The organism is Escherichia sp. WS1368, assembly GCF_046487485.1.
GTDB classification, from domain to species: domain Bacteria; phylum Pseudomonadota; class Gammaproteobacteria; order Enterobacterales; family Enterobacteriaceae; genus Escherichia; species Escherichia coli.
Genome location: NZ_JBJQJI010000008.1, coordinates 1 through 23456, shown reverse-complemented (window position 1 = coordinate 23456; position 23456 = coordinate 1). Strand labels below are relative to the sequence as shown.

The following is a 23456-nucleotide window of genomic DNA, read 5'->3' as shown; positions in this document are numbered from 1 at the left end:
CATGACCAATCGCAGTATCTTTCTCCCGCGCCTGCAAAATCAGGCGTCGGGATTAGCCTCCTGAAGAAATCTTATCGGCGACACATGACGCGCCAGCGTCTTTTTTTGTGTTGTTCGCACGGTTACATCTCAATGGTGGGCCGGGCGGGGGCGTCGCAAGACGCGCCAGTGTCCGATAAGGCTGGTAAGGCTAACCCTGCCCGGTTCCACCACCCGCGAGATTAGCCTCTCCGGTGGTGGCTTGAACACCCACTTATCGGAGGTTGCCCTATGGCTACAATCCTCACCACTGACAGCGATTTACTCGATCTATTGACCGTCCCCTTCAATGCCACCACGGATTTCACTGTCCTTGCTGACTACTGCGCCCGCTTTGCCGAAACCCTGATTGAAACCGACGATCCAGCGCTACGACTGGCGCTCTGCGGGCGGCTTCACGCGGCTCTTGCGCTACTGCAACCCACACTACACGACCCCATCCCACCGCATCTTACCGAAAGCCTGACCGTGGATACCCTTCCCGCCACACCAGAGCACTTTATTTCCGAACCTGATTCCTTGTGCGAATACTGCCTCGCACTACTCCAGCTTCTGCTGGAACGTCCGGCGGAACCAAAAATGGAGCAAACCCTGACCGGGCTGCTGTGTGAGCTGGTCTGGTATTTCACGGAAGGACTCAAAGCCCCACGCTGGCTGCGTACCGCCGACGGCGTAAAATTTATCAGCGAGGTGGCCGCATGATGCAACAGGACTGGCATTCCGCCGACATTATTGCGGTGCTGAAAAAGCGGGGAACGCCTCTGGCGGCACAGAGAAAAACTCATTGCGGAAGCGCTGTAAATATCGCCAGAAATCATCTGGCCTTCAAGGTACTTTGATAGCAAAGGCAAGCAGGCTGGTTCAGTCCAGTGTTTCTCTTCTTGCATTTTCAGAAATGGGAGGCTGGGAGTCTATCGAAATGGTTCGTCGATATGCTCACCTCGCGCCTAATCACCTTACCGAACACGCACGGCAAATAGACTCAGTCCTGAACCCATCGGTCCCAAATTTGTCCCAGTCAAAAAATAAGGAAGGTACTAATGATGTGTAACTTATTGATTTTAATGGTGCCGATAAGAGGAGTCGAACCTCCGACCTTCGCATTACGAATGCGCTGCTCTACCAACTGAGCTATATCGGCCCTGAAAGGACATGTTCACGAACGTGAATCACGGTGGACAAGGTTAAAACTAACCGGGCGATGCGTCAATGGCCTTGTGAATCAAATGGCTACTTTTGCATCACCCGGTTTTATTTACGCACGAATGGTGTAATCACCAATGCCGATCCACTTGTAAGTGGTCAGTGCTTCCAGCCCCATTGGGCCACGCGCGTGGAGTTTTTGTGTGCTTACCGCCACTTCCGCACCCAGACCAAACTGGCCGCCATCGGTAAAACGCGTAGAGGCGTTAACGTAAACAGCGGACGAATCCACTTCGTTAACAAAACGCTGGGCGTTGCGCATATCGCGGGTCAGGATCGCATCGGAGTGTTGTGTGCCGTGTTCACGAATATGGGCGATGGCATCGTCAAGATCGCTGACGATTTTAACGTTCAAATCTAATGACAGAAACTCATCGTCATACTCTTCGGCTTTAACAGCCACCACCTTCGCGGGGCCTGCCTGCAACTGCGCCAGCGCAGCTACATCTGCGTGTAATGCCACGCTGCTTTCCGCCATTTGCTTGCTTAATGCGGGCAGGAAGCTATCGGCGATGTTTTTATTTACCAGCAACGTTTCTACCGTATTACATGTGCTCGGACGCTGAGTTTTTGCGTTGACGATTACTTTCAGGGCTTCAGCGATCTCTGCACTTTCATCAACGTAAATATGGCATACGCCTATACCGCCTGTGATCACCGGGATTGTCGACTGTTCGCGGCACAGCTTATGCAGGCCAGCGCCTCCACGCGGGATCAGCATGTCGATGTATTTATCCATACGCAGCATTTCACTGACCAGCGCACGGTCAGGATTATCAATCGCCTGCACGGCACCCGCCGGTAAGCCGCAGGATTTCAGGGCGTCCTGAATCACCGCTACCGTTGCAGCGTTAGTGCGACAGGTTTCTTTGCCACCACGCAGGATCACCGCGTTACCGGTTTTCAGGCACAGCGAAGCGACATCAACCGTCACGTTCGGGCGCGCTTCATAAATCACGCCAATAACCCCCAGCGGTACGCGACGACGCTCAAGACGCAGGCCGCTGTCCAGTACGCCGCCATCGATTACCTGCCCCACCGGATCGGCGAGATTACACACCTGACGCACATCGTCGGCGATGCCTTTCAGCCGTGCGGGCGTCAGTGCCAGACGGTCAAGCATCGCTTCGCTAAGGCCATTGGCACGCGCGTCAGCAACATCCTGGGCGTTAGCGTTGAGGATGATTTCGCTTTGTGCTTCCAGTTCATCGGCGATTTTTTCCAGCACGCGATTTTTTTCGCGGCTGGAGAGTTGCGCTAATTTATACGAGGCTTGCTTCGCGGCAATGCCCATTTGTTCCAGCATCAGCCTGCTCCTTAACGGGTAATCATGTCATCACGGTGAACGGCAACCGGGCCATATTCATATCCCAGTATTGCATCAATTTCTTGCGAGTGGTGTCCGGCAATGCGGCGTAATGCATCGCTGTTGTAACGACTGACGCCGTGAGCGATATCGCGACCTTCGAGGTTGCAAATGCGGATGACTTCACCACGCGAGAAATTGCCAGTCACGCTTTTAATGCCTTTCGGCAACAGGGAACTGCCGCGTTCAAGAATGGCGGCAGTTGCCCCTTCATCTACCGTGATTTCACCCGCCGGCGGCGCACCGAAAATCCAGCGTTTACGGTTTTCAAGCGGAGTCGCCTGGGCATGGAACAGCGTACCGACGGAAATGCCTTCCATCACATCACCAATAACGCCCGGCTTGCTGCCCGCGGCAATAATGGTGTCGATACCCGCACGGCAAGCCACGTCCGCGGCCTGCAATTTGGTACTCATGCCGCCAGTTCCGAGGCCTGAAACGCTGTCACCGGCAATCGCGCGCAGTGCGTCATCAATGCCGTAAACATCTTTAATCAGTTCTGCCTGCGGATTGCTGCGCGGGTCAGCGGTATACAAACCTTTTTGATCGGTCAGCAGCAACAGTTTATCGGCACCCGCCAGAATCGCCGCCAGCGCAGAAAGGTTATCGTTATCGCCGACCTTAATCTCTGCCGTAGCGACAGCATCGTTCTCATTGATTACCGGAACGATATTGTTATCGAGCAACGCACGCAGGGTGTCGCGGGCGTTCAGGAAGCGTTCACGGTCTTCCATATCAGCACGAGTCAGCAGCATTTGCCCGACGTGAATGCCATAAATCGAAAACAGCTGTTCCCACAGTTGAATCAGTCGACTCTGCCCTACCGCCGCCAGCAGTTGTTTCGAGGCGATAGTCGCTGGCAGTTCCGGGTAACCCAGGTGCTCACGTCCGGCGGCGATCGCGCCCGACGTCACAATAACAATCCGATGCCCGGCGGCATGTAACTGCGCGCACTGGCGAACAAGTTCAACGATATGGGCACGGTTCAGGCGGCGCGATCCGCCTGTTAGCACACTGGTGCCGAGTTTTACCACCAGCGTCTGGCTGTCACTCATGATTCTCTGCCATTCAATTTTAGGAAAAATGATATCAAACGAACGTTTTAGCAGGACTGTCGTCGGTTGCCAACCATCTGCGAGCAAAGCATGGCGTTTTGTTGCGCGGGATCAGCAAGCGTAGCGGCAGTTGTTTACGCTTTTATTACAGATTTAATAAATTACCACATTTTAAGAATATTATTAATCTGTAATATATCTTTAACAATCTCAGGTTAAAAACTTTCCTGTTTTCAACGGGACTCTCCCGCTGAATATTCGCGCGTTAATTAAAATCAGGAATGAAAATGAAAAAGAGCACTCTGGCATTAGTGGTGATGGGCATTGTGGCATCTGCATCCGTACAGGCCGCAGAAATATATAACAAAGACGGTAATAAACTGGATGTCTATGGCAAAGTTAAAGCCATGCATTATATGAGTGATAACGACAGTAAAGATGGCGACCAGAGTTATATCCGTTTTGGTTTTAAAGGCGAAACACAAATTAACGATCAACTGACGGGTTATGGTCGTTGGGAAGCAGAGTTTGCCGGTAATAAAGCGGAGAGTGATACTGCACAGCAAAAAACGCGTCTCGCTTTTGCCGGGTTGAAATATAAAGATTTGGGTTCTTTCGATTATGGTCGTAACCTGGGCGCGCTGTATGACGTGGAAGCCTGGACCGATATGTTCCCGGAATTTGGTGGCGACTCCTCGGCGCAGACCGACAACTTTATGACCAAACGCGCCAGCGGTCTGGCGACGTATCGGAACACCGACTTCTTCGGCGTTATCGATGGCCTGAACTTAACCCTGCAATATCAAGGGAAAAACGAAAACCGCGACGTTAAAAAGCAAAACGGCGATGGCTTCGGTACGTCATTGACATATGACTTTGGTGGCAGCGATTTCGCCATCAGTGGGGCCTATACCAACTCCGATCGCACTAACGAGCAGAACCTGCAAAGCCGTGGCACAGGCAAGCGTGCAGAAGCATGGGCAACAGGTCTGAAATACGATGCCAATAATATTTATCTGGCAACTTTCTATTCTGAAACACGCAAAATGACGCCAATAACTGGCGGCTTTGCCAATAAGACACAGAACTTTGAAGCGGTCGCCCAATACCAGTTTGACTTTGGTCTGCGTCCGTCGCTGGGTTATGTCTTATCGAAAGGGAAAGATATTGAAGGCATCGGTGATGAAGATCTGGTCAATTATATCGACGTCGGTGCTACATATTATTTCAACAAAAATATGTCAGCGTTTGTTGATTATAAAATCAACCAACTGGATAGCGATAATAAGCTGAACATCAATAATGATGATATTGTCGCGGTTGGCATGACCTATCAGTTTTAATGGATATTGCCGGATGTGATGCATCCGGCACATTTCACTCACGCCGTTAACTTCACCGGTTCATCACGAAAATCATCCGCCGGTTCCAGCTTCAGATTCAGCGTCGCCAGCAGCTCACGCAGCTTCTCGTGAAATTCACGCAGGGTGTGCTCCAGTCGTTCAACCACTTCGGCATCTTTTATCTGAACACTCGTCCAGTCGCCTGCTTTATCGAACAGACCAAACTGGTAACTGTAGGTAAAACGGGATTCCTGCGCTTCCAGTTCCATCCACCAGCCCCAGAACTCACGCACTTCCGGTGCCGGTTTCACGTTGACGCATACAGCCAGACAATCGAAAAAGAATCGATTATCTTCGCACTTACCTTCACGAATATACGGGCCTAGTGCGGTAAATTTTTTGATCAATCTGCTCTTCGGGTGTCCACTCGGTAACGTCATTGCAATCTCCTGTTGTGATGCAACTGTTTTACCAAATTGGCAAAATTTAGCAAATTTTTAACACAATCGTTTTTCAATCCAGTCTGTTATTTCCTGAAGACCTTTGTCAAAATTCCGATACACCGGGTTAAATGGGATCTCTAACAATTTACCGTCAGCAGATGATGAGGTGATTAAGCGTGAGTCCTCTTCCGGGCTGAACGGATCGTTCTTCCAGTAGCCTGATAACATTGGCGTTGGGCAGCGACGTCCCAGCAATCCTTGCACTTTTAATGAATAGCGATTCAGCTCCACGCGCAACGCTTCGTCGGAAGCATCATGCATCCCCAAACGGCTCGCCAGAACGTCAAGATACATTTCCGGCACCTGTTGCTGGCACTTAAAATCACTCAACAGGGTATGAACTACCGGACCAAGACAGGCAACCGCTTTCAGACGCGGCGATTCAAGGTATGCCAGACGCACGGCAACGTTAGCGCCGAAACGGAAACCAAAGGCCGCGACGCGAGTGTGATCTACCCACGGTACGTTAGGCAGCGCCTTTAAGACGTGCTGATGCAACAGGCTGGAGTCCTGGGTGAGCTTCCATTTTGAAGAAAAGCCCACCGACGGCATATCAATAGTCAGCATCGCAATGCCGCGCGGCGCAAAATAACGTTCATACAGGCTGTAATAGTCCGTCTGCATCGCATCCAGACCACCACACATTAATACTGTCGGGAACGGGCCATCGCCTTTCGGCATATGCAAAAAGCCGGTGATGGGCGCACCGCCGGGTACGGTAAACTCCATCTGCCGCATGGTGCCCGGCAGACGCTGAGCGGCCTCTTCATAGGCGCGGTTTGACAAAGCCTGCGCTTGCTCGGCCAGGTCATCTCCTTTCAGATGAGGATAGGCGGCAATGTTGTACAACGTAGCCGCATGCAGCCAGTGACGACCACTGAGTTGCGGATCTTCTTCCGCACAGGCTTTTTGTTGCCACACCATCGCCTGGGTGGCCCACTCATAAATCCAGTTGCCACCACGGTAGCCAATCACCGTATCGTATAAATCATCGTCGGTACGTTCGGCATCGCTCATCACAATACGTGCCTGGACGTCGAGGATTTCACGTGGGTCAATGCCGCGCCAGATCCACATCAGACGGTTAATCATGCGATACCAGTGAGGGATGGTTTTACCATCAAGGGCCGACTGCACAGGCGGTTGTGCGCCGTGATTAAAGCGGCGGACTAGCGTCGAGGTTTCAGGATGTTTAAAGCGGGGTTTGAACAGGGTTTCGCTCAGGTTTGCCTGTGTCATGGATGCAGCCTCCAGAATACTTACTGGAAACTATTGTAACCCGCCTGAAGTTAAAAAGAACAACGCCCGGCAGTGCCAGGCGTTGAAAAGATTAGCGACCGGAGATTGGCGGGACGAATACGACGCCCATATCCCACGGTTGTTCGATCCAGGTATCTTGCGGGATATCAACAACATAGTCATCAACCAGCGGACGACCAGCCGGTTTTGCGAAGATGGTGACAAAGTGCGCTTTTGGATACATTTCACGAATCGCAACCGCAGTGCCACCGGTATCCACCAGGTCATCAATAACGATGAAGCCTTCGCCATCGCCTTCTGCGCGTTTCAGCACTTTAAGCTCGCGCTGGTTGTCGTGATCGTAGCTGGAAATACAAACGGTATCGACATGACGAATACCCAGTTCACGCGCCAGTAACGCACCCGGTACCAGACCGCCACGGCTTACGGCAATAATGCCTTTCCATTGTTCAGAAGGCATCAGTCGGCTTGCGAGTTTACGTGCATGGATCTGCAACATGTCCCAGGTGACGATGTATTTTTCGCTCATGTGAAGTGTCCCAGCCTGTTTATCTACGGCTTAAAAAGTGTTCGAGGGGAAAATAGGTTGCGCGAGATTATAGAGATCTGGCGCACTAAAAACCAGTATTTCACATGAGTCCGCGTCTTTTTACGCACTGCCTCTCCCTGACGCGGGATAAAGTGGTATTCTCAAACATATCTCGCAAGCCTGTCTTGTGTTGACAACATTTTCTGCTAACCCTGTGACCTGCAATACTGTTTTGCGGGTGATCGACAAGGAGACTTAACGTGTCTGAACTGTCTCAATTATCTCCACAGCCGCTGTGGGATATTTTTGCCAAAATCTGTTCTATTCCTCACCCGTCCTATCATGAAGAGCAACTCGCTGAATACATTGTTGGTTGGGCAAAAGAGAAAGGTTTCCATGTCGAACGCGATCAGGTAGGTAATATCCTGATTCGTAAACCTGCTACCGCAGGTATGGAAAATCGTAAACCGGTCGTCTTGCAGGCCCACCTCGATATGGTGCCACAGAAAAATAACGACACCGTGCATGACTTCACTAAAGATCCTATCCAGCCTTATATTGATGGCGAATGGGTTAAAGCGCGCGGCACCACGCTGGGTGCGGATAACGGCATTGGTATGGCGTCTGCGCTGGCGGTTCTGGCTGACGAAAACGTGGTTCACGGCCCGCTGGAAGTGCTGCTGACCATGACCGAAGAAGCCGGTATGGATGGTGCTTTTGGCTTACAGAGCAACTGGTTGCAGGCTGATATTCTGATTAACACCGACTCCGAAGAGGAAGGTGAAATCTACATGGGTTGCGCGGGGGGTATCGACTTCACCTCCAACCTGCATTTAGATCGTGAAGCAGTTCCAGCTGGTTTTGAAACCTTCAAGTTAACCTTAAAAGGTCTAAAAGGCGGTCACTCCGGCGGTGAAATCCACGTTGGCCTGGGTAATGCCAACAAACTGCTGGTGCGCTTCCTGGCGGGTCATGCAGAAGAGCTGGACCTGCGCCTTATCGATTTCAACGGTGGCACACTGCGTAACGCCATCCCGCGTGAAGCCTTTGCGACCATTGCTGTCGCAGCTGATAAAGTCGACGCCCTGAAATCTCTGGTGAATACCTATCAGGAAATCCTGAAAAACGAGCTGGCAGAGAAAGAGAAAAATCTGGCATTGCTGCTGGACTCTGTTGCGAACGATAAAGCTGCCCTGATTGCGAAATCTCGCGATACCTTTATTCGTCTGCTGAACGCCACCCCGAACGGTGTGATCCGCAACTCCGACGTGGCAAAAGGTGTGGTCGAAACCTCCCTGAACGTCGGTGTGGTGACCATGACTGACAATAACGTAGAAATTCACTGCCTGATCCGTTCTCTGATCGACAGCGGTAAAGACTACGTGGTGAGCATGCTGGATTCGCTGGGTAAACTGGCTGGCGCGAAAACCGAAGCGAAAGGCGCATATCCTGGCTGGCAGCCGGACGCTAATTCTCCGGTGATGCATCTGGTACGTGAAACCTATCAGCGACTGTTCAACAAGACGCCGAACATCCAGATTATTCACGCGGGCCTGGAATGTGGTCTGTTTAAAAAACCGTATCCGGAAATGGACATGGTTTCTATCGGGCCAACAATCACCGGTCCACACTCTCCGGATGAGCAAGTTCACATCGAAAGCGTAGGTCATTACTGGACACTGCTGACTGAACTGCTGAAAGAAATTCCGGCGAAGTAATTATTTGATTTGCTGCCGGATGGCGTTTAATCGCCTTCCGGCAGTTTCATCCTTCATTATCCTTCGATAAAAGCCATCCCTGTAAATGTCCGTCTCGGGTTGCCACGTTCAATCTGGTGATGGAACATTCGCCGCTGCGATTTCAGCACCGCGCTATTTTCCTGTTGCTGTTGTTCCAGCTTCCAGGCAATCAGCAATCGCGCCAGCCGCTTGTTAGCATGCCCAGAAACAAGTTTTTGCGCCCATGATGAGGCCGATACGGACTCGGACAAATCCACTGAATAGTGCCGCACCAACTTTCGCTTAATGCCCATGCGTTATCGCCATCCAGAGAAATCAGCGCCGAACGCAGCGTGTCAGAGCAGCGGCCCGTTTCTGTTTCCAGCACCGTTACCGCGACGTCTTGCCGGGTAAAAACGACCAACAGAGAATAACGCTGCGCCAATCGGGTAGCCGCGTCCGGGGTGTAAATCTGGCATCCCTACTACGCGCTGCATGTTGGGTAAATTTGCCGTGGTGTGTAATTGTTGGATCGCTAAACTCTCGATCCACAGGTCATCAGATGCGATGGTAAATACCGCATCGGATAAGGGACGAATATATTTGCCCATGTATCATTCCATTTATACTCGTCATACTTCAAGTTGCATGTACTGCGACTCGAATTATTTAGAGTATATAAATATAAAAATCAGGAAATGGCAGACGAATCCAGGGCAAGAAAAAAAGAATTAATCCTGGAAAGGTCTGCAAAGAGTCATTGATAAAGGATTTGTCATGATTTACCTCCTTGCAGTTTGTGGAATAAGAAAACGCGCACATACTAGGCGGGCGTTATTTTCATTGCAAGCTGGATTTAATGTTGCGGTTTATATCGCATATAAAAATTAGTAAACCACGCTCCCCGGCATTCAACGCGCTGCTGCTTAACTGTCTGAAAACCATAACGTTCAAAAAAGGGTTTTGCGGTTATGCTGGCATCTACCGTTAGTTCGGATTCAGACTTAATCAAAGGTTTTAACAAAGCGCTGGCAACCCCACGGCGGGTGTATTCAGGGTCAACAAATAACATATCGATATAATGTTCAACGCAGGTAATAAAGCCGACCAGTTTTGCATTAATGACTGCAACCCGCACTTGTGATTTCGCGAGTTTCTCCTTCCAGCGAGATTCGTCAATCTGCGCCCAGGCGGCAATTTGTTGTGGTGAATAATGCTGACTGGCGGTCATCGTAACCGCTCTAATGAAAATAGCGCATAGTTGCTGAAAATCGCCAGGCTGATAATCTCTTATTTGTATGTTATTCATAATATAAATTCAAAAACGCATGCGAAACGCTTCTGCCATTTTTCCAATTTTATGCATTTGGTTGTTATCTCGAGCCAGTTTATGAGGTTCAGGCTTCAGAATGGCAATGAGCAACCATGCTTGCTCATCAAACGCACCCTGACAATATACCAAATGCGCTTCGTCATTCGTTCTGCTGAATTGGCGCAACTGTGGCGGAAATGGATTATTCACATTTGCCAGATGAATATGAGCAACTCGCTCAAATTTGATTAATGGCCAGGTAAACGAGTCGTCGTAGAGTGCATCGCGACCAAATATATCTGGCAAAACACCGTCACGCTTATAGGAAATAAAATCCGCCGTTAACGCATCAAGTTCCTCTGCTGTAAGTTGCAGGCGAATAAGTTTTGTTTTGAATACCCGCATCCTTATTCCTTAAAGTCATTGAAATCATCATCCGTCATATCATTAAGATATTGTTCAGCGCGGCGTGTAATTTCCTCTAATCTTGCGGCACTCGGACGGAAGCGCGCCTTCACCAGTTTTTTCTCCTCTTGTTCTGCAAGCATGTCCATTAACGCTTCGAATGCGCTGGCACTTAAGAGATATCCTGCGGGGCGATTATTAGAAAGAACCGCAACCGGTTGATCAATAAAGTATTTTGCTGGATTTTTACGTAACTCAGTGATATTGACCGATTTTTCAGCGAGAATTCGATGCATACAGTGATACCCTCATAATAATGCACACCAGAATATACATAATAGTATACATCATAATCCCAGCACCAGTTGTCTTTCCATTTGCGGGTCAAGCAACGTCACATGCAGCCCCACCAGCCGCACACCGCGCCCGCCGCGACGTTCATCCCAGGTTTTACGCGCGGTGGCAATTAAGTCAGCTTTATTCAGCCGCGGCCAGACGTGCTCCTGAGTGGTTTGCTGAAAATCATCAAACTTTAATTTCACCCCCTGGCGAGCAATCAGTAAATCAGGTTTTACTTTTGCCAGACGGCGTTCAAGTTCCGGGTACAGCCGCTCGATAATCGCTTCACATTCAGACCAGTGATGAATATCTTCCGCCATCGTGCGTTCCACGCCGACGGATTTTCGCAACCGTTCGCTGTTAACGTCGCGCTCGTCAATCCCCTGACTACGCTCCCACAAAATGCGGCCAAATTTGCCAAAACGTTTGAGCAGAGTCACCAGATCACACTTTTGCACATCACCGCAGGTCCGCAGCCCCATCGCTTCCAGTTTTGCCGCCGAGACTTTGCCGACGCCGGGGATTTTTGCCAGCGGTAAGGTTTGTAAAAATGTCGGAACTTCTGCCGGCGTAATCACAAACTGGCCGTTGGGTTTATTCATGTCGGAGGCGATTTTGGCGAGAAACTTTACTGGTGCCACGCCCGCAGACGCCGTCAGTTGCAGCTCGCTGAAAATCGTCTGGCGGATTTCCTGGGCGATGAGGGTCGCAGAACCGTGGCAATGGACGCTATCGGTGACATCGAGATAGGCCTCATCCAGTGACAACGGTTCAATGCGCGAGGTGTAGCGCGAGAAGATTTCACGGATATGATTTGAGGCTTCTTTGTAGGCGTCAAAGCGCCCCGGAAGCAAGGTGAGATGTGGGCATAATTTGAGCGCCATCCCAGTAGGCATAGCGCTACGTACGCCAAATTTACGCGCGGGATAATTGGCGGTGCTGATCACCCCCCGACGTTCGCGGCTGCCGCCAATAGCAATAGGGATATCGCGCAGGGCGGGATTGTCGCGCATCTCCACTGCGGCGAAAAAGCAGTCCATATCCACATGAATGATTTTACGCATTGCTCACCTCTCAACACTGGTAAAGTATACAGTGATTTCAGGGTTTGAGAAATGCGTAAAGATTCAGCATCTAGCGCGTTCGCTGCGAAAGCACCTGCTGCTTATCCAGCTTTTGCACCAGCGGCTGCACCACTTTATCCCCATGCTGACCAAAGTATTGATACAGCGTATCGGACGCACTTTTGGTCAGCACCATAATCTCAATGCGTCGGTTGCCCGCGCTTTGCGGATTTTTCGCGTCCAGCAGCATCTGGTCCGCCATCGCGCTCACCTGCATCACTTTATCTTCCGGCATTCCGGCCTCTTCCAGCACCCGACGAGCCGAAAGCGCGCGATCGCCCGAAAGGTTCCAGTTGTTGTAGATATTGTTTTTGTAGGCCATCGCATCGGTATGCCCGGTAATAATAATTTTGTTATCGAGCGAGTCGAACACTGGCGCGAGCTCCACCAGCAAAGTTTTAAAGAACGGCATAATCTGTGCGCTGCCGCGTTCAAACATATTGCGGTTCTGGTCATCTTTAATCAGCACGCGCAGTCCCTGGGGAACAATCTCCATCTCCAGATTCGCTTCCATATGTGCATCACGGGCAATGGTGTTGATACTGGTCGCCAGCTCGCCAAGCTCAGTAGCGGATTTCTTCTTCAGCAGCGCCGTTTTCTCATTGACGTCACGCGCTTTTTTCTCCGTCTCTTCCGGCACCGCCACGGTGGCAGGTTTTGGCGGATGAGACAGGCTGATTTTATTTAACGGCGACAACCCGCCGCCATTGAAAATCGACTGCCCGTGCAGCGCGGCGATAATGCTTTCACGCTCGGATTTACTGACGCTGTTGACAATCAACTTTATCGTCGTCACCAAAGGGGCCGAGCGTATTTCCGAGGTTTCTGCCCGCTTTACCCTGGACGCGATGCCCGGCAAACAGATGGCGATTGACGCCGATCTTAACGCCGGGTTGATCAACCAGGCGCAGGCGCAAACCCGGCGTAAAGATGTTGCCAGCGAGGCCGATTTCTACGGCGCAATGGACGGGGCATCGAAGTTTGTGCGCGGGGATGCCATCGCCGGGATGATGATTCTGGCGATCAACCTGATCGGCGGCGTCTGTATCGGGATCTTCAAATACAACCTGAGCGCCGATGCCGCCTTCCAGCAATATGTGCTGATGACCATCGGCGACGGCCTGGTGGCGCAGATCCCGTCCCTGCTGCTTTCCACCGCGGCGGCGATTATCGTCACCCGCGTCAGCGACAACGGCGATATTGCCCATGACGTGCGTAACCAGTTGCTGGCAAGCCCGTCGGTGCTCTACACCGCCACCGGGATCATGTTTGTGCTGGCGGTTGTGCCGGGGATGCCGCATCTGCCGTTTTTGCTGTTCAGCGCCCTGCTTGGTTTTACCGGCTGGCGGATGAGCAAACGCCCGCAGGCGGCGGAGGCGGAGGAGAAAAGCCTCGAAACGCTGACCCGCACCATCACCGAAACCAGCGAGCAACAGGTCAGTTGGGAGACTATTCCGCTGATCGAACCCATCAGTTTAAGCCTCGGTTACAAACTGGTGGCGCTGGTCGATAAAGCGCAGGGTAACCCACTCACCCAGCGTATTCGCGGCGTGCGGCAAGTGATATCCGACGGCAACGGCGTGCTGCTGCCGGAGATCCGTATTCGGGAAAACTTCCGCCTCAAGCCCAGCCAGTACGCCATATTCATCAACGGCATTAAGGCCGATGAAGCGGATATTCCGGCGGATAAACTGATGGCCCTGCCCTCCAGCGAAACCTACGGCGAGATTGACGGCGTGCTGGGGAACGACCCGGCGTACGGGATGCCGGTGACCTGGATCCAGCCCGCGCAGAAAGCGAAAGCGCTGAATATGGGGTATCAGGTGATCGACAGCGCCAGCGTGATCGCTACCCATGTGAACAAGATTGTGCGCAGCTATATTCCTGATTTGTTTAACTATGATGACATCACGCAGTTGCATAACCGTTTGTCGTCGATGGCACCGCGCCTGGCGGAAGATTTGAGCGCGGCGCTCAATTACAGCCAATTGCTGAAAGTGTACCGGGCGCTGCTGACCGAAGGCGTTTCCCTGCGCGATATTGTCACCATCGCCACCGTGCTGGTCGCCAGTAGCACAGTGACCAAAGATCATATCCTGCTGGCGGCCGATGTGCGCCTGGCATTGCGGCGCAGCATTACCCATCCGTTCGTTCGCAAGCAGGAGCTGACGGTGTATACGCTGAATAATGAGCTGGAAAATCTGCTCACCAACGTGGTGAATCAGGCGCAACAGGGCGGGAAAGTGATGCTCGACAGCGTGCCGGTCGATCCGAATATGCTCAACCAGTTCCAGAGTACGATGCCGCAGGTAAAAGAGCAGATGAAAGCGGCGGGGAAAGACCCGGTGCTGCTGGTGCCGCCGCAGTTGCGTCCTTTGCTGGCGCGTTATGCAAGGTTGTTTGCGCCGGGGCTGCATGTGCTGTCGTATAACGAAGTGCCGGACGAGCTGGAGTTGAAGATTATGGGGGCGTTGAGTTGATTGAGGAATCTTTTCCATGCTTTGCAGCACCTGACACCATTAATTGACGTCACACTGCAAAGAGACTACGATGACACCATACAATGACGTCATGGATTGATAGTATGATTAAGGTCAGCGCGCTAGGCTCTCGTCATAGAAAAACATTCGACGATGTAATGACGGAGCCGCCAAAATCTGGAATTAAATGGGATGATGTTGTTGCACTCATTAAAGCTGTGGGTGGAACAATAAAAAATAACAACGGCTCCAGACGAAAATTTCAGATTGGAACGACCAAATTCAGCACACATGAGCCACATCCAAAGAATGTGATGGATAAAGGCGCAGTAGCAGGTCTTAAGGAGTGGTTTGTTAACTGTGTAGGGGTAGATTATGAATAAAGCATCGAACATTATCACAATTAAAGGTCAACCAGCCGCAGTGACATTTGAAGCCGATATCAACGCATTTCGCGGCAAGTTCCTCAATGTAAACGGTTATTGTGACTTTGTAGCCACAAGTATTGAGGCATTATATCGTGAAGGCGAAAGCGCGCTGGATGAGTGGATGGCGGATTGTGAAGAGGACGGTATTGCCCCTTTTCGTGAAGAAGAAGAGCAAAAACGCCTGACGCTTCGTGTTCCTCATCACATTGATTCGCGGCTGACCATCGTCGCCAGACAACATTCCATTTCAAAAAACCAGCTCATTGTTGATGTCTTAGAACGTGAGTTTTCAGCCCAGATGTAAACAGGTCGGATGCCGCGTGGCATCCGACCTTTTGCCAGTTCGTCAATATTACCCATTTACAAAATCGTCTCTTCCGTCAAAATCCGGCGCGCGCCTAAAAAATGGTCCTGCCAGAAAGGTTCAGCTAACCGACTTACCCGTATGGTTTCCCCGGTGCGCGGCGACTCAATAAACTGTCCATCGCCCAGATACACGCCCATATGGTCGGCAATCTCGCGGCTGTGGATATGAAAAAACAGCAAATCTCCCCGGCGCAGGTCGTTATTCGCCACAATGGTTGCCCGGCGATAGTGATACATCTCATTAGCCGTGCGTGGGAGCTTCGCCTCGAGGATCTTGTTGTAGGCATAAAAAACCAACCCGCTACAGTCGAAGCCTTGATCGGGCCGCGTGCCGCCCCAGACGTAAGGCTTGCCAAGCTGCTGCTCCAGGCGGTGAATCGCCACTTCGGTGATGTTGTGTAGATGGTCGCTGCTTAAGAAATGGTTGTTCTCCGCCAGCGCCTGCCAGCGTCTGTCACTTGCCTTGAGCGGCGCAGGAAACCATTCTGGATGCTGTTTTATCTGTTCGCGGTTGTGCTGGCGCAGCGCCTTTCTGCTTTCGGCATTGCCTTCCACAATATAGCTGGCCTGTTTTTTCAGATGGGTTTGGTACTGTTTTAATAAACGCGCACGGTTTTGCATCCGCTGGCGGGCGGCGTAGCTGAAAGAGATATGTGATGTGGTGGCGCTGGCGAGTAAAGGGAGCAAAACGCATAACGAAAACACGCCTGGATGCAGAAATCTGCCGAGCAAGAACGAAGACATGAAGGACATAAACCGGCTGAATGAAGGTGAGAATTTTAAAAGACCAGAGGAGTAAACGGGATTATTAATTGCTTATTTGCATATTACTATTGAGGTTTCATAATCTTAGGAAATAAATGATACATGCGCTTTTCGGACTATTGAAAACTGCCCCTGTGCTAAATTTGTAAACCCTGCGCCGACAGGCTTGCGTAAAACTCTTTTGGTGATAATGTGAGCCTTCCCAATCCAGACTATTCCGATTTGGGATCCATTTTGCCGTCCTGGCGTGTGTAACCGTTTTATCAAGGAATAAGCAGTATGCGTAAAATCGCATTAATTCTTGCGATGTTGTTGATCCCGTGCGTTTCGTTTGCCGGTTTGCTGGGCAGCAGTAGCTCGACCACGCCAGTGAGCAAAGAGTATAAGCAGCAGTTGATGGGATCCCCTGTCTACATCCAGATCTTCAAGGAAGAACGTACACTCGATCTCTACGTCAAAATGGGCGAGCAATATCAACTGCTCGACAGCTATAAAATCTGTAAATATTCCGGCGGCTTAGGGCCAAAACAGCGTCAGGGCGATTTCAAAAGCCCGGAAGGGTTTTATAGCGTCCAGCGTAATCAGTTAAAACCAGACAGCCGTTACTACAAAGCGATTAATATTGGATTCCCCAATGCCTATGACCGTGCGCATGGTTATGAAGGGAAATATCTGATGATCCACGGCGATTGTGTTTCCATCGGCTGCTACGCGATGACCAATCAGGGTATTGATGAGATCTTCCAGTTCGTTACTGGTGCGCTGGTTTTTGGTCAGCCGAGCGTGCAAGTGAGTATTTACCCGTTCCGCATGACCGACGCCAATATGAAGCGCCATAAATATTCCAACTTTAAGGACTTCTGGGAGCAACTGAAGCCGGGCTACGACTACTTTGAGCAAACCCGTAAGCCACCGACCGTTTCTGTGGTCAATGGCCGTTACGTGGTCAGCAAGCCGTTAAGCCACGAAGTTGTGCAACCACAGCTGGCATCAAACTACACGCTCCCCGAGGCAAAATAAGCGCCATTCGCCTGGCATAATCTTTTGCCAGGTTTCATTGCCCGTCAGCGGCTGTGTCGCAATCACCGTGACCACATCATTCGGTGTGGTCTGCGAGCTGAAGTCGATTTCCACATCCTGATCCAGCAACGTTGCCACGCCAAACGGCGCGCGGCGGGTGATCCAGTGTAAATTAGTCGAGCAATACGCCATTACATAGCGCCCGTCAGAAAGCAGCATGTTGAAAACGCCCTTCTGCCGCAGTTCATCCGCCAGTGAGGCGATATATTTAAACACTGCCGCCATGTTGCCCGGTGTGCGCGGGTAACGCTGCGTTAATTTATGCAGGAGCCAGCAGAAGGCTTTTTCGCTGTCGGTTTCACCGACCGGGCGGAAGTTGCCGGTTTCCAGTGATTTGTATCCCGTCAGTTGTCCGTTATGGGCATAAGTCCAGTTACGCCCCCATAACTCGCGGGTAAACGGGTGAGTATTTTCCAGCGCCACCTCGCCCCGATTCGCCTGGCGAATATGAGCCACCACCGAACAGGATTTTATCGGGTAGTCCTGGACAAGTTTGGCGATGGGGGAATTAAAGCTGGGTTGCGGATCTTTAAATGTGCGACAGCCTTTACCTTCGTAAAAGGTAATGCCCCAGCCATCTTTATGTGGCCCGGTTCCACCACCACGCTGTACAAGTCCGGTGAAACTAAAGCAGATATCGGTAGGGACGTTGGCGCTCATCCCGAGCAATTCGCACATAGGTAACCCCCACAACAGCGGGAGCGCATGGCCCCCGGCGAAGATTGATTTAAGTATTTTCAGGTCGGATGCGGCGTAAACGCATTATTCGGCCTACGCCAGACTTACTTAACCATCTCTTTTTCAATTAACTGGATCAGGATATGGATCACTTTAATGTGGATCTCCTGAATGCGGTCGGCATAACCAAAGTGCGGTACGCGAATTTCGATATCCGCTGTGCCAGCCATTTTACCGCCGTCTTTACCGGTCAGGGTGATCACTTTCATCCCCTTCTCACGCGCCGCCGCGATCGCTTTGATCACGTTTGCAGAGTTACCGGAGGTGGAGATCCCCAGTAGTACATCGCCTTCGCGACCTACCGCTTCAACGTAACGGGAGAAAATATCGTTGAAACCAAAATCGTTACCGACGCAGGAAATATGACTAACGTCAGAAATGGCAATCGCCGGATAGCCCGGACGGTTTTCACGGTAGCGCCCCGTCAACTCTTCGGCAAAGTGCATAGCGTCGCAATGGGAGCCGCCGTTGCCACAGGAAAGCACTTTGCCACCAGCTTTAAAACTGTCTGCTAACAGGACCGCCGCGCGCTGAATGGCGTGAATATTGGCGTCATCTTTTAAAAAGTTAGCCAGCGTTTCCGCCGCTTCGTTCAGTTCGTTACGAATAAGATCCTGGTACATGAGGATATCCTTCAGCATAAATGTAATAGACAAAATGCAGTGTACCGGATACCGCCAAAAGCGAGAAGTACGGGCAGGTGCTATGACCAGGACTTTTTGACCTGAAGTGCGGATAAAAACAGCAACAATGTGAGCTTTGTTGTAATTATATTGTAAACACATTGCTAAATATTTTTACATCCACTACAACCATATCATCACAAGTGGTCAGACCTCCTACAAGTAAGGGGCTTTTCGTTATGATGATTTTGAGTATTCTCGCTACGGTTGTCCTGCTCGGCGCGTTGTTCTATCACCGCGTGAGCTTATTTATCAGCAGTCTGATTTTGCTCGCCTGGACAGCCGCCCTCGGCGTTGCTGGTCTGTGGTCGGCGTGGGTACTGGTGCCGCTGGCCATTATCCTCGTGCCGTTTAACTTTGCACCTATGCGTAAGTCGATGATTTCCGCGCCGGTATTTCGCGGTTTCCGTAAGGTGATGCCGCCGATGTCGCGCACTGAGAAAGAAGCGATTGATGCGGGCACCACCTGGTGGGAGGGCGACTTGTTCCAGGGCAAGCCGGACTGGAAAAAGCTGCATAACTATCCGCAGCCGCGCCTGACCGCCGAAGAGCAAGCGTTTCTCGACGGCCCGGTAGAAGAAGCCTGCCGGATGGCGAATGATTTCCAGATCACCCATGAGCTGGCGGATCTGCCGCCGGAGTTGTGGGCGTACCTTAAAGAGCATCGTTTCTTCGCGATGATTATCAAAAAAGAGTACGGCGGGCTGGAGTTCTCGGCTTATGCCCAGTCTCGCGTGCTGCAAAAACTCTCCGGCGTGAGCGGGATCCTGGCGATTACCGTCGGCGTGCCAAACTCATTAGGCCCGGGCGAGCTGCTGCAACATTACGGCACTGACGAGCAGAAAAATCACTATCTGCCGCGTCTGGCGCGTGGTCAGGAGATCCCTTGCTTTGCACTGACAAGCCCCGAAGCGGGTTCCGATGCGGGCGCGATTCCGGACACCGGGATTGTCTGCATGGGCGAATGGCAGGGCCAGCAGGTGCTGGGCATGCGTCTGACCTGGAACAAGCGTTACATTACGCTGGCACCGATTGCGACTGTGCTTGGCCTGGCGTTTAAACTCTCCGACCCGGAAAAACTGCTGGGTGGCGCAGAAGATTTAGGTATTACCTGTGCGCTGATCCCGACCACCACGCCGGGCGTGGAAATTGGTCGTCGCCATTTCCCGCTGAACGTACCGTTCCAGAACGGACCGACGCGCGGTAAAGATGTCTTCGTACCGATCGATTACATTATCGGCGGACCAAAAATGGCCGGGCAAGGCTGGCGGATGCTGGTGGAGTGCCTCTCGGTAGGCCGCGGCATCACCCTGCCTTCCAACTCAACCGGCGGTGTGAAATCGGTAGCGCTGGCAACGGGCGCGTATGCGCACATTCGCCGTCAGTTCAAAATTTCTATTGGTAAGATGGAAGGGATTGAAGAGCCGCTGGCGCGTATTGCCGGTAATGCCTATGTGATGGATGCTGCGGCATCGCTGATTACCTACGGCATTATGCTCGGTGAAAAACCTGCCGTGCTGTCGGCTATCGTTAAGTATCACTGTACCCACCGCGGGCAGCAGTCGATTATTGATGCGATGGATATTACCGGCGGTAAAGGCATTATGCTCGGGCAAAGCAACTTCCTGGCGCGTGCTTACCAGGGCGCACCGATTGCCATCACCGTTGAAGGGGCTAACATTCTGACCCGCAGCATGATGATCTTCGGACAAGGAGCGATTCGTTGCCATCCGTACGTGCTGGAAGAGATGGAAGCGGCGAAGAACAATGACGTTAACGCGTTCGATAAACTGCTGTTCAAACATATCGGTCACGTCGGCAGTAACAAAGTTCGCAGCTTCTGGCTGGGCCTGACGCGCGGTTTAACCAGCAGCACGCCAACCGGCGATGCCACTAAACGCTACTATCAGCACCTGAACCGCCTGAGCGCCAACCTCGCCCTGCTTTCTGATGTCTCGATGGCTGTGCTGGGCGGCAGCCTGAAACGTCGTGAGCGTATCTCGGCCCGCCTGGGGGATATTTTAAGCCAGCTTTACCTCGCCTCTGCCGTTCTGAAGCGTTATGACGACGAAGGCCGTAATGAAGCCGATCTGCCGCTGGTGCACTGGGGCGTACAGGATGCGCTGTATAAGGCTGAACAGGCGATGGACGATTTACTGCAAAACTTCCCGAACCGCGTGGTTGCCGGGCTGCTGAATGTAGTGATCTTCCCGACCGGACGTCATTATCTGGCACCGTCTGACAAGCTGGATCATAAAGTGGCGAAGATTTTACAAGTGCCGAACGCCACCCGTTCCCGCATTGGTCGCGGTCAGTACCTGACGCCGAGCGAGCATAATCCGGTTGGCTTGCTGGAAGAGGCGCTGGTGGATGTGATTGCCGCCGACCCAATTCATCAGCGGATCTGTAAAGAGCTGGGTAAAAACCTGCCGTTTACCCGTCTGGATGAACTGGCGCATAACGCGCTGGCGAAGGGGCTGATTGATAAAGATGAAGCCGCTATTCTGGTGAAAGCTGAAGAAAGCCGTCTGCGCAGTATTAACGTTGATGACTTTGATCCGGAAGAGCTGGCGACGAAGCCGGTAAAGTTGCCGGATAAAGTGCGGAAAGTTGAAGCCGCGTAATTGAATAACGGAGCCGAAAGGCTCCGTTTCTTTATCCGCTAATTATTTAAAATTAAAGCCATCCGGATGGTTTTCCAGGCTGCCGGTCAACGCCGCGAACAGCACCGTTTTACCATCAATCGAAAGCGCATCGTTCACATTCAGCCAGGTGAGTTTCTCTTGCGACGTTTTCTCATCAATAGTCGAGAACAGCCCCGTCATCTGATTAGATTTCTCGGACCACATCACAGCGATACGTTGCGAGCCACAGTCATGCGGTTTGCACGCGCTCATCACCTGATACGTCTCATCTCCCAACGTTACGGTTTGTGCGGGAGTATAAGTACCGCCTTTCATCACCCATGCAGGTAGCTTATGCCCTTGCACCATCTGATTAAACGCAGCTTTGGTGGTTTCGCCCTTTGCAAGGCTGCTAATGGTTAAATCATCCTGCGCCATTGCACTGGTGGCGATGACCAGAGCGGCGACTGTCGTTATTGCCTTAAACATCATTCCTCCCGAGCTTATCCTGCCCATGTTATTAACCTCCTAAAGCCTGGCGATAACACGATAATTTGCAAATCAGATATTTCCAATATCAGCATTTGTTATCAATTTATTCTGCGCTAAGGCAACTGCCTGATAAGGTGTTAGAGTTATAAAACCCTTCGCATAAAGGAGTTGTACACCGTGTCTGGTTTGAAGATTACGCTTTTACAGCAACCACTGGTGTGGATGGATGGTCCTGCCAACCTGCGTCATTTTGATCGTCAACTGGAAGGTATTACCGGACGCGATGTGATCGTTCTACCGGAGATGTTTACCAGCGGCTTTGCCATGGAAGCGGCAGCTTCGTCGCTAGCACAAGATGACGTAGTGAACTGGATGACAGCCAAAGCGCAGCAGTGCAATGCGCTGATTGCAGGCAGTGTTGCATTACAAACGGAGTCTGGTTCGGTTAACCGCTTTTTGCTGGTTGAGCCGGGCGGCACGGTACATTTTTATGATAAGCGTCATCTGTTCCGCATGGCAGATGAGCATCTACATTATAAAGCGGGCAATGCGCGAGTGATTGTGGAATGGCGCGGCTGGCGTATTTTGCCGCTGGTGTGCTACGACTTACGTTTTCCTGTGTGGTCGCGCAATCTCAACGATTATGACCTCGCCCTATACGTCGCCAACTGGCCTGCTCCGCGCTCTCTGCACTGGCAGGCATTGCTGACGGCCCGCGCGATTGAGAATCAGGCGTATGTGGCGGGATGCAATCGCGTCGGCAGCGATGGCAACGGCTGCCATTATCGCGGTGACAGCCGGGTGATTAATCCACAGGGCGAGATTATCGCTACTGCCGACGCGCATCAGGCAACGCGCATTGATGCGGAGCTGTCGATGGTGGCGTTGCGGGAATATAGAGAAAAGTTTCCGGCATGGCGGGATGCGGATGAGTTTAGGTTGTGGTGAGTGGGTGTTGTGTTTAGGGGCGGGGTAAGACTACGGGTCAGGGCAAGATTACGAAAGCCCGGAGCCTGTCCATCATTCTGTGTAAATGCCTTTCTCAGAAGTGACCGTCAAGGCGGTCACCGAACTCGATAATAAAGCGACTCATCCCTATCCGCCAGTCCTGAAGTGGCATCGTCCATTTTTGCGACGCTGACTGGAAAGCCAGCCACACCACTTTTTTCACCGACTCATCTGTCGGGAACACTTTCCGTTTCTTTATCGCATGTGTGATGATGCTATTCAGCGATTCGATTGCGTTAGTGGTGTAGATAACCTTGCGGATCGCCTCCGGGTACACGAAGAATGTGGCAACATTCGGCCAGTTTGCCCGCCAGCTGCGACTTATCTGCGGGTACCGTGCATCCCATTCCTTCCCAGGGAAAGATTACGAAAGCCCGCTCCCCGCAAGGACTGACGCCAGATAGTTTCTGTCCATGGCTGCTTTTCGCATCTTACGTCTTAACCCTGCCTTGAATACCTTATCATTCGTCAAAATATTAATAGCGATGTGCCGTATCCCTGAAAATAATTCTGCTGCGTTTCCTCTTCTTATTTTGCAGTCGTCTTCATTCATTACCACGTCCAGACGCCAGTGCAGCTTATTCTCCACGTGCCAG

General features: G+C 51.6%; 23 protein-coding genes, 1 tRNA gene and 7 pseudogenes. 12 read left to right on the top strand and 19 right to left on the bottom strand.

Going from position 1 to position 23456, the window contains the following annotated elements:
• Window positions 1-51: 51 nt before the first annotated feature.
• The 4 genes and pseudogenes from ACJHYD_RS15290 to ACJHYD_RS15275 form a co-directional block, all read left to right on the top strand.
• On the top strand, window positions 52-225 hold the full coding sequence (locus ACJHYD_RS15290; RefSeq protein ID WP_205412756.1) for an ash family protein: 174 nt from the start codon (window positions 52-54) through the stop codon (window positions 223-225).
• Window positions 226-270: 45 nt separating this feature from the next.
• A complete protein-coding gene (locus ACJHYD_RS15285; RefSeq protein ID WP_000201185.1) occupies window positions 271-741 on the top strand; it encodes a hypothetical protein in 471 nt (156 codons plus the stop codon).
• Window positions 738-837 (top strand): annotated as a pseudogene (locus tag ACJHYD_RS15280) (transcriptional regulator); the annotation flags it as partial. The gene ACJHYD_RS15285 and the pseudogene ACJHYD_RS15280, both read left to right, overlap by 4 nt.
• A gap of 49 nt (window positions 838-886) precedes the next feature.
• Window positions 887-1090, top strand: a pseudogene (locus tag ACJHYD_RS15275) (integrase); the annotation flags it as partial.
• 14 nt (window positions 1091-1104) lie between these two features.
• Here the strand turns inward: ACJHYD_RS15275 and ACJHYD_RS15270 are convergent.
• From ACJHYD_RS15270 to proB, 3 genes are all read right to left on the bottom strand, one after another.
• A tRNA-Thr gene (locus ACJHYD_RS15270) sits at window positions 1105-1180 on the bottom strand.
• A 114-nt stretch (window positions 1181-1294) separates the two neighbouring features.
• Window positions 1295-2548: a glutamate-5-semialdehyde dehydrogenase gene (gene proA / locus ACJHYD_RS15265; protein ID WP_001550659.1), complete on the bottom strand. Its 1254-nt coding sequence runs from the start codon at window positions 2546-2548 to the stop codon at window positions 1295-1297.
• An 11-nt stretch (window positions 2549-2559) separates the two neighbouring features.
• Window positions 2560-3663: a glutamate 5-kinase gene (proB, locus tag ACJHYD_RS15260; protein ID WP_001285288.1), complete on the bottom strand. Its 1104-nt coding sequence runs from the start codon at window positions 3661-3663 to the stop codon at window positions 2560-2562.
• Between the two features lie 287 nt (window positions 3664-3950).
• Between proB and phoE the strand changes: the two genes are divergently transcribed.
• Window positions 3951-5006: a phosphoporin PhoE gene (phoE, locus tag ACJHYD_RS15255; RefSeq protein WP_000749881.1), complete on the top strand. Its 1056-nt coding sequence runs from the start codon at window positions 3951-3953 to the stop codon at window positions 5004-5006.
• Between the two features lie 38 nt (window positions 5007-5044).
• Here phoE and crl read toward each other — a convergent pair whose 3' ends face one another.
• The 3 genes from crl to gpt form a co-directional block, all read right to left on the bottom strand.
• The gene (gene crl / locus ACJHYD_RS15250; protein ID WP_000174684.1) at window positions 5045-5446 is read right to left on the bottom strand and encodes a sigma factor-binding protein Crl; all 402 of its coding nucleotides are present in this window, start codon (window positions 5444-5446) and stop codon (window positions 5045-5047) included.
• A gap of 57 nt (window positions 5447-5503) precedes the next feature.
• The gene (frsA, locus tag ACJHYD_RS15245; RefSeq protein WP_000189541.1) at window positions 5504-6748 is read right to left on the bottom strand and encodes an esterase FrsA; all 1245 of its coding nucleotides are present in this window, start codon (window positions 6746-6748) and stop codon (window positions 5504-5506) included.
• A 91-nt stretch (window positions 6749-6839) separates the two neighbouring features.
• Window positions 6840-7298: a xanthine phosphoribosyltransferase gene (gene gpt, locus ACJHYD_RS15240; RefSeq protein ID WP_001291990.1), complete on the bottom strand. Its 459-nt coding sequence runs from the start codon at window positions 7296-7298 to the stop codon at window positions 6840-6842.
• Between the two features lie 260 nt (window positions 7299-7558).
• On the opposite strand from gpt, the gene pepD reads away from it, so the two are divergent.
• Window positions 7559-9016 carry a cytosol nonspecific dipeptidase gene (gene pepD, locus ACJHYD_RS15235; protein ID WP_001293009.1) on the top strand — a complete coding sequence of 486 codons (1458 nt, stop codon included), beginning with the start codon at window positions 7559-7561 and terminating at the stop codon, window positions 9014-9016.
• Between the two features lie 56 nt (window positions 9017-9072).
• Here the strand turns inward: pepD and prfH are convergent.
• From prfH to lafU, 7 genes and pseudogenes are all read right to left on the bottom strand, one after another.
• Window positions 9073-9425: pseudogene (prfH, locus tag ACJHYD_RS15230) on the bottom strand (peptide chain release factor H); the annotation flags it as partial.
• A pseudogene (locus ACJHYD_RS15225) lies at window positions 9421-9627 on the bottom strand (RNA ligase RtcB family protein); the annotation flags it as partial. The pseudogenes prfH and ACJHYD_RS15225, both read right to left, overlap by 5 nt.
• A gap of 245 nt (window positions 9628-9872) precedes the next feature.
• Complete coding sequence (locus tag ACJHYD_RS15220) at window positions 9873-10325, bottom strand: GNAT family N-acetyltransferase (protein ID WP_019842500.1); 453 nt, start codon at window positions 10323-10325, stop codon at window positions 9873-9875.
• A gap of 9 nt (window positions 10326-10334) precedes the next feature.
• Window positions 10335-10733 (bottom strand): type II toxin-antitoxin system mRNA interferase toxin YafO, encoded by a 399-nt coding sequence (gene yafO / locus ACJHYD_RS15215; protein WP_001263491.1) that lies wholly within the window; start codon window positions 10731-10733, stop codon window positions 10335-10337.
• 2 nt (window positions 10734-10735) lie between these two features.
• Window positions 10736-11029, bottom strand: coding sequence for a type I toxin-antitoxin system antitoxin YafN (yafN, locus tag ACJHYD_RS15210; protein WP_000554755.1), 294 nt, complete (start codon window positions 11027-11029; stop codon window positions 10736-10738).
• A gap of 51 nt (window positions 11030-11080) precedes the next feature.
• The gene (dinB, locus tag ACJHYD_RS15205) at window positions 11081-12136 is read right to left on the bottom strand and encodes a DNA polymerase IV (RefSeq protein ID WP_001550655.1); all 1056 of its coding nucleotides are present in this window, start codon (window positions 12134-12136) and stop codon (window positions 11081-11083) included.
• Window positions 12137-12206: 70 nt separating this feature from the next.
• Window positions 12207-12992, bottom strand: a complete 786-nt coding sequence (lafU, locus tag ACJHYD_RS15200; RefSeq protein WP_019842510.1) for a putative lateral flagellar export/assembly protein LafU — start codon at window positions 12990-12992, stop codon at window positions 12207-12209.
• On the opposite strand from lafU, the pseudogene ACJHYD_RS15195 reads away from it, so the two are divergent.
• The 3 genes and pseudogenes from ACJHYD_RS15195 to ACJHYD_RS15185 form a co-directional block, all read left to right on the top strand.
• Window positions 12958-14676 (top strand): annotated as a pseudogene (locus ACJHYD_RS15195) (flagellar biosynthesis protein FlhA); the annotation flags it as partial. The gene lafU and the pseudogene ACJHYD_RS15195 overlap by 35 nt on opposite strands.
• A gap of 104 nt (window positions 14677-14780) precedes the next feature.
• Window positions 14781-15059: a type II toxin-antitoxin system HicA family toxin gene (locus ACJHYD_RS15190; RefSeq protein ID WP_000598760.1), complete on the top strand. Its 279-nt coding sequence runs from the start codon at window positions 14781-14783 to the stop codon at window positions 15057-15059.
• The gene (locus ACJHYD_RS15185) at window positions 15052-15408 is read left to right on the top strand and encodes a type II toxin-antitoxin system HicB family antitoxin (protein ID WP_001030484.1); all 357 of its coding nucleotides are present in this window, start codon (window positions 15052-15054) and stop codon (window positions 15406-15408) included. Before ACJHYD_RS15190 ends, ACJHYD_RS15185 begins: the two co-directional genes overlap by 8 nt.
• A 56-nt stretch (window positions 15409-15464) precedes the next feature.
• Here the strand turns inward: ACJHYD_RS15185 and ACJHYD_RS15180 are convergent, their stop codons facing one another.
• Window positions 15465-16214 (bottom strand): C40 family peptidase, encoded by a 750-nt coding sequence (locus ACJHYD_RS15180; protein ID WP_019842499.1) that lies wholly within the window; start codon window positions 16212-16214, stop codon window positions 15465-15467.
• Between the two features lie 300 nt (window positions 16215-16514).
• On the opposite strand from ACJHYD_RS15180, the gene dpaA reads away from it, so the two are divergent.
• Window positions 16515-17255: a peptidoglycan meso-diaminopimelic acid protein amidase gene (dpaA, locus tag ACJHYD_RS15175; RefSeq protein ID WP_001225679.1), complete on the top strand. Its 741-nt coding sequence runs from the start codon at window positions 16515-16517 to the stop codon at window positions 17253-17255.
• On the opposite strand, the gene ACJHYD_RS15170 is transcribed toward dpaA, so the two are convergent.
• Window positions 17226-17993 carry a class II glutamine amidotransferase gene (locus ACJHYD_RS15170; RefSeq protein WP_000333380.1) on the bottom strand — a complete coding sequence of 256 codons (768 nt, stop codon included), beginning with the start codon at window positions 17991-17993 and terminating at the stop codon, window positions 17226-17228. The genes dpaA and ACJHYD_RS15170 overlap by 30 nt on opposite strands.
• A 104-nt stretch (window positions 17994-18097) precedes the next feature.
• A complete protein-coding gene (lpcA, locus tag ACJHYD_RS15165) occupies window positions 18098-18676 on the bottom strand; it encodes a D-sedoheptulose 7-phosphate isomerase (protein WP_000284050.1) in 579 nt (192 codons plus the stop codon).
• A 239-nt stretch (window positions 18677-18915) separates the two neighbouring features.
• Here lpcA and fadE point away from each other — a divergent pair, with 239 nt between their 5' ends.
• Window positions 18916-21360, top strand: a complete 2445-nt coding sequence (gene fadE / locus ACJHYD_RS15160; protein ID WP_000973092.1) for an acyl-CoA dehydrogenase FadE — start codon at window positions 18916-18918, stop codon at window positions 21358-21360.
• Window positions 21361-21402: 42 nt separating this feature from the next.
• On the opposite strand, the gene ivy is transcribed toward fadE, so the two are convergent.
• On the bottom strand, window positions 21403-21849 hold the full coding sequence (gene ivy / locus ACJHYD_RS15155; protein WP_001308392.1) for an Ivy family C-type lysozyme inhibitor: 447 nt from the start codon (window positions 21847-21849) through the stop codon (window positions 21403-21405).
• 180 nt (window positions 21850-22029) lie between these two features.
• On the opposite strand from ivy, the gene yafV reads away from it, so the two are divergent.
• The gene (yafV, locus tag ACJHYD_RS15150; protein ID WP_000015781.1) at window positions 22030-22800 is read left to right on the top strand and encodes a 2-oxoglutaramate amidase; all 771 of its coding nucleotides are present in this window, start codon (window positions 22030-22032) and stop codon (window positions 22798-22800) included.
• 94 nt (window positions 22801-22894) lie between these two features.
• Here the strand turns inward: yafV and ACJHYD_RS15145 are convergent.
• Window positions 22895-23206 (bottom strand): annotated as a pseudogene (locus tag ACJHYD_RS15145) (transposase); the annotation flags it as partial.
• An 18-nt stretch (window positions 23207-23224) separates the two neighbouring features.
• A pseudogene (locus ACJHYD_RS15140) lies at window positions 23225-23456 on the bottom strand (ISAs1 family transposase); the annotation flags it as partial.

What these genes read in the sequence shown, in the direction of transcription:
- ACJHYD_RS15285 (WP_000201185.1), top strand. Translation starts at nt 271, where the DNA reads ATGGCTACAATCCTCACCACTGACAGCGATTTACTCGATCTATTGACC.
- proA (WP_001550659.1), bottom strand. Translation starts at nt 2,548, where the DNA reads ATGCTGGAACAAATGGGCATTGCCGCGAAGCAAGCCTCGTATAAATTA.
- proB (WP_001285288.1), bottom strand. Translation starts at nt 3,663, where the DNA reads ATGAGTGACAGCCAGACGCTGGTGGTAAAACTCGGCACCAGTGTGCTA.
- phoE (WP_000749881.1), top strand. Translation starts at nt 3,951, where the DNA reads ATGAAAAAGAGCACTCTGGCATTAGTGGTGATGGGCATTGTGGCATCT.
- crl (WP_000174684.1), bottom strand. Translation starts at nt 5,446, where the DNA reads ATGACGTTACCGAGTGGACACCCGAAGAGCAGATTGATCAAAAAATTT.
- frsA (WP_000189541.1), bottom strand. Translation starts at nt 6,748, where the DNA reads ATGACACAGGCAAACCTGAGCGAAACCCTGTTCAAACCCCGCTTTAAA.
- gpt (WP_001291990.1), bottom strand. Translation starts at nt 7,298, where the DNA reads ATGAGCGAAAAATACATCGTCACCTGGGACATGTTGCAGATCCATGCA.
- ACJHYD_RS15220 (WP_019842500.1), bottom strand. Translation starts at nt 10,325, where the DNA reads ATGAATAACATACAAATAAGAGATTATCAGCCTGGCGATTTTCAGCAA.
- yafO (WP_001263491.1), bottom strand. Translation starts at nt 10,733, where the DNA reads ATGCGGGTATTCAAAACAAAACTTATTCGCCTGCAACTTACAGCAGAG.
- yafN (WP_000554755.1), bottom strand. Translation starts at nt 11,029, where the DNA reads ATGCATCGAATTCTCGCTGAAAAATCGGTCAATATCACTGAGTTACGT.
- dinB (WP_001550655.1), bottom strand. Translation starts at nt 12,136, where the DNA reads ATGCGTAAAATCATTCATGTGGATATGGACTGCTTTTTCGCCGCAGTG.
- ACJHYD_RS15190 (WP_000598760.1), top strand. Translation starts at nt 14,781, where the DNA reads ATGATTAAGGTCAGCGCGCTAGGCTCTCGTCATAGAAAAACATTCGAC.
- ACJHYD_RS15185 (WP_001030484.1), top strand. Translation starts at nt 15,052, where the DNA reads ATGAATAAAGCATCGAACATTATCACAATTAAAGGTCAACCAGCCGCA.
- ACJHYD_RS15180 (WP_019842499.1), bottom strand. Translation starts at nt 16,214, where the DNA reads ATGTCTTCGTTCTTGCTCGGCAGATTTCTGCATCCAGGCGTGTTTTCG.
- dpaA (WP_001225679.1), top strand. Translation starts at nt 16,515, where the DNA reads ATGCGTAAAATCGCATTAATTCTTGCGATGTTGTTGATCCCGTGCGTT.
- ACJHYD_RS15170 (WP_000333380.1), bottom strand. Translation starts at nt 17,993, where the DNA reads ATGTGCGAATTGCTCGGGATGAGCGCCAACGTCCCTACCGATATCTGC.
- lpcA (WP_000284050.1), bottom strand. Translation starts at nt 18,676, where the DNA reads ATGTACCAGGATCTTATTCGTAACGAACTGAACGAAGCGGCGGAAACG.
- fadE (WP_000973092.1), top strand. Translation starts at nt 18,916, where the DNA reads ATGATGATTTTGAGTATTCTCGCTACGGTTGTCCTGCTCGGCGCGTTG.
- ivy (WP_001308392.1), bottom strand. Translation starts at nt 21,849, where the DNA reads ATGTTTAAGGCAATAACGACAGTCGCCGCTCTGGTCATCGCCACCAGT.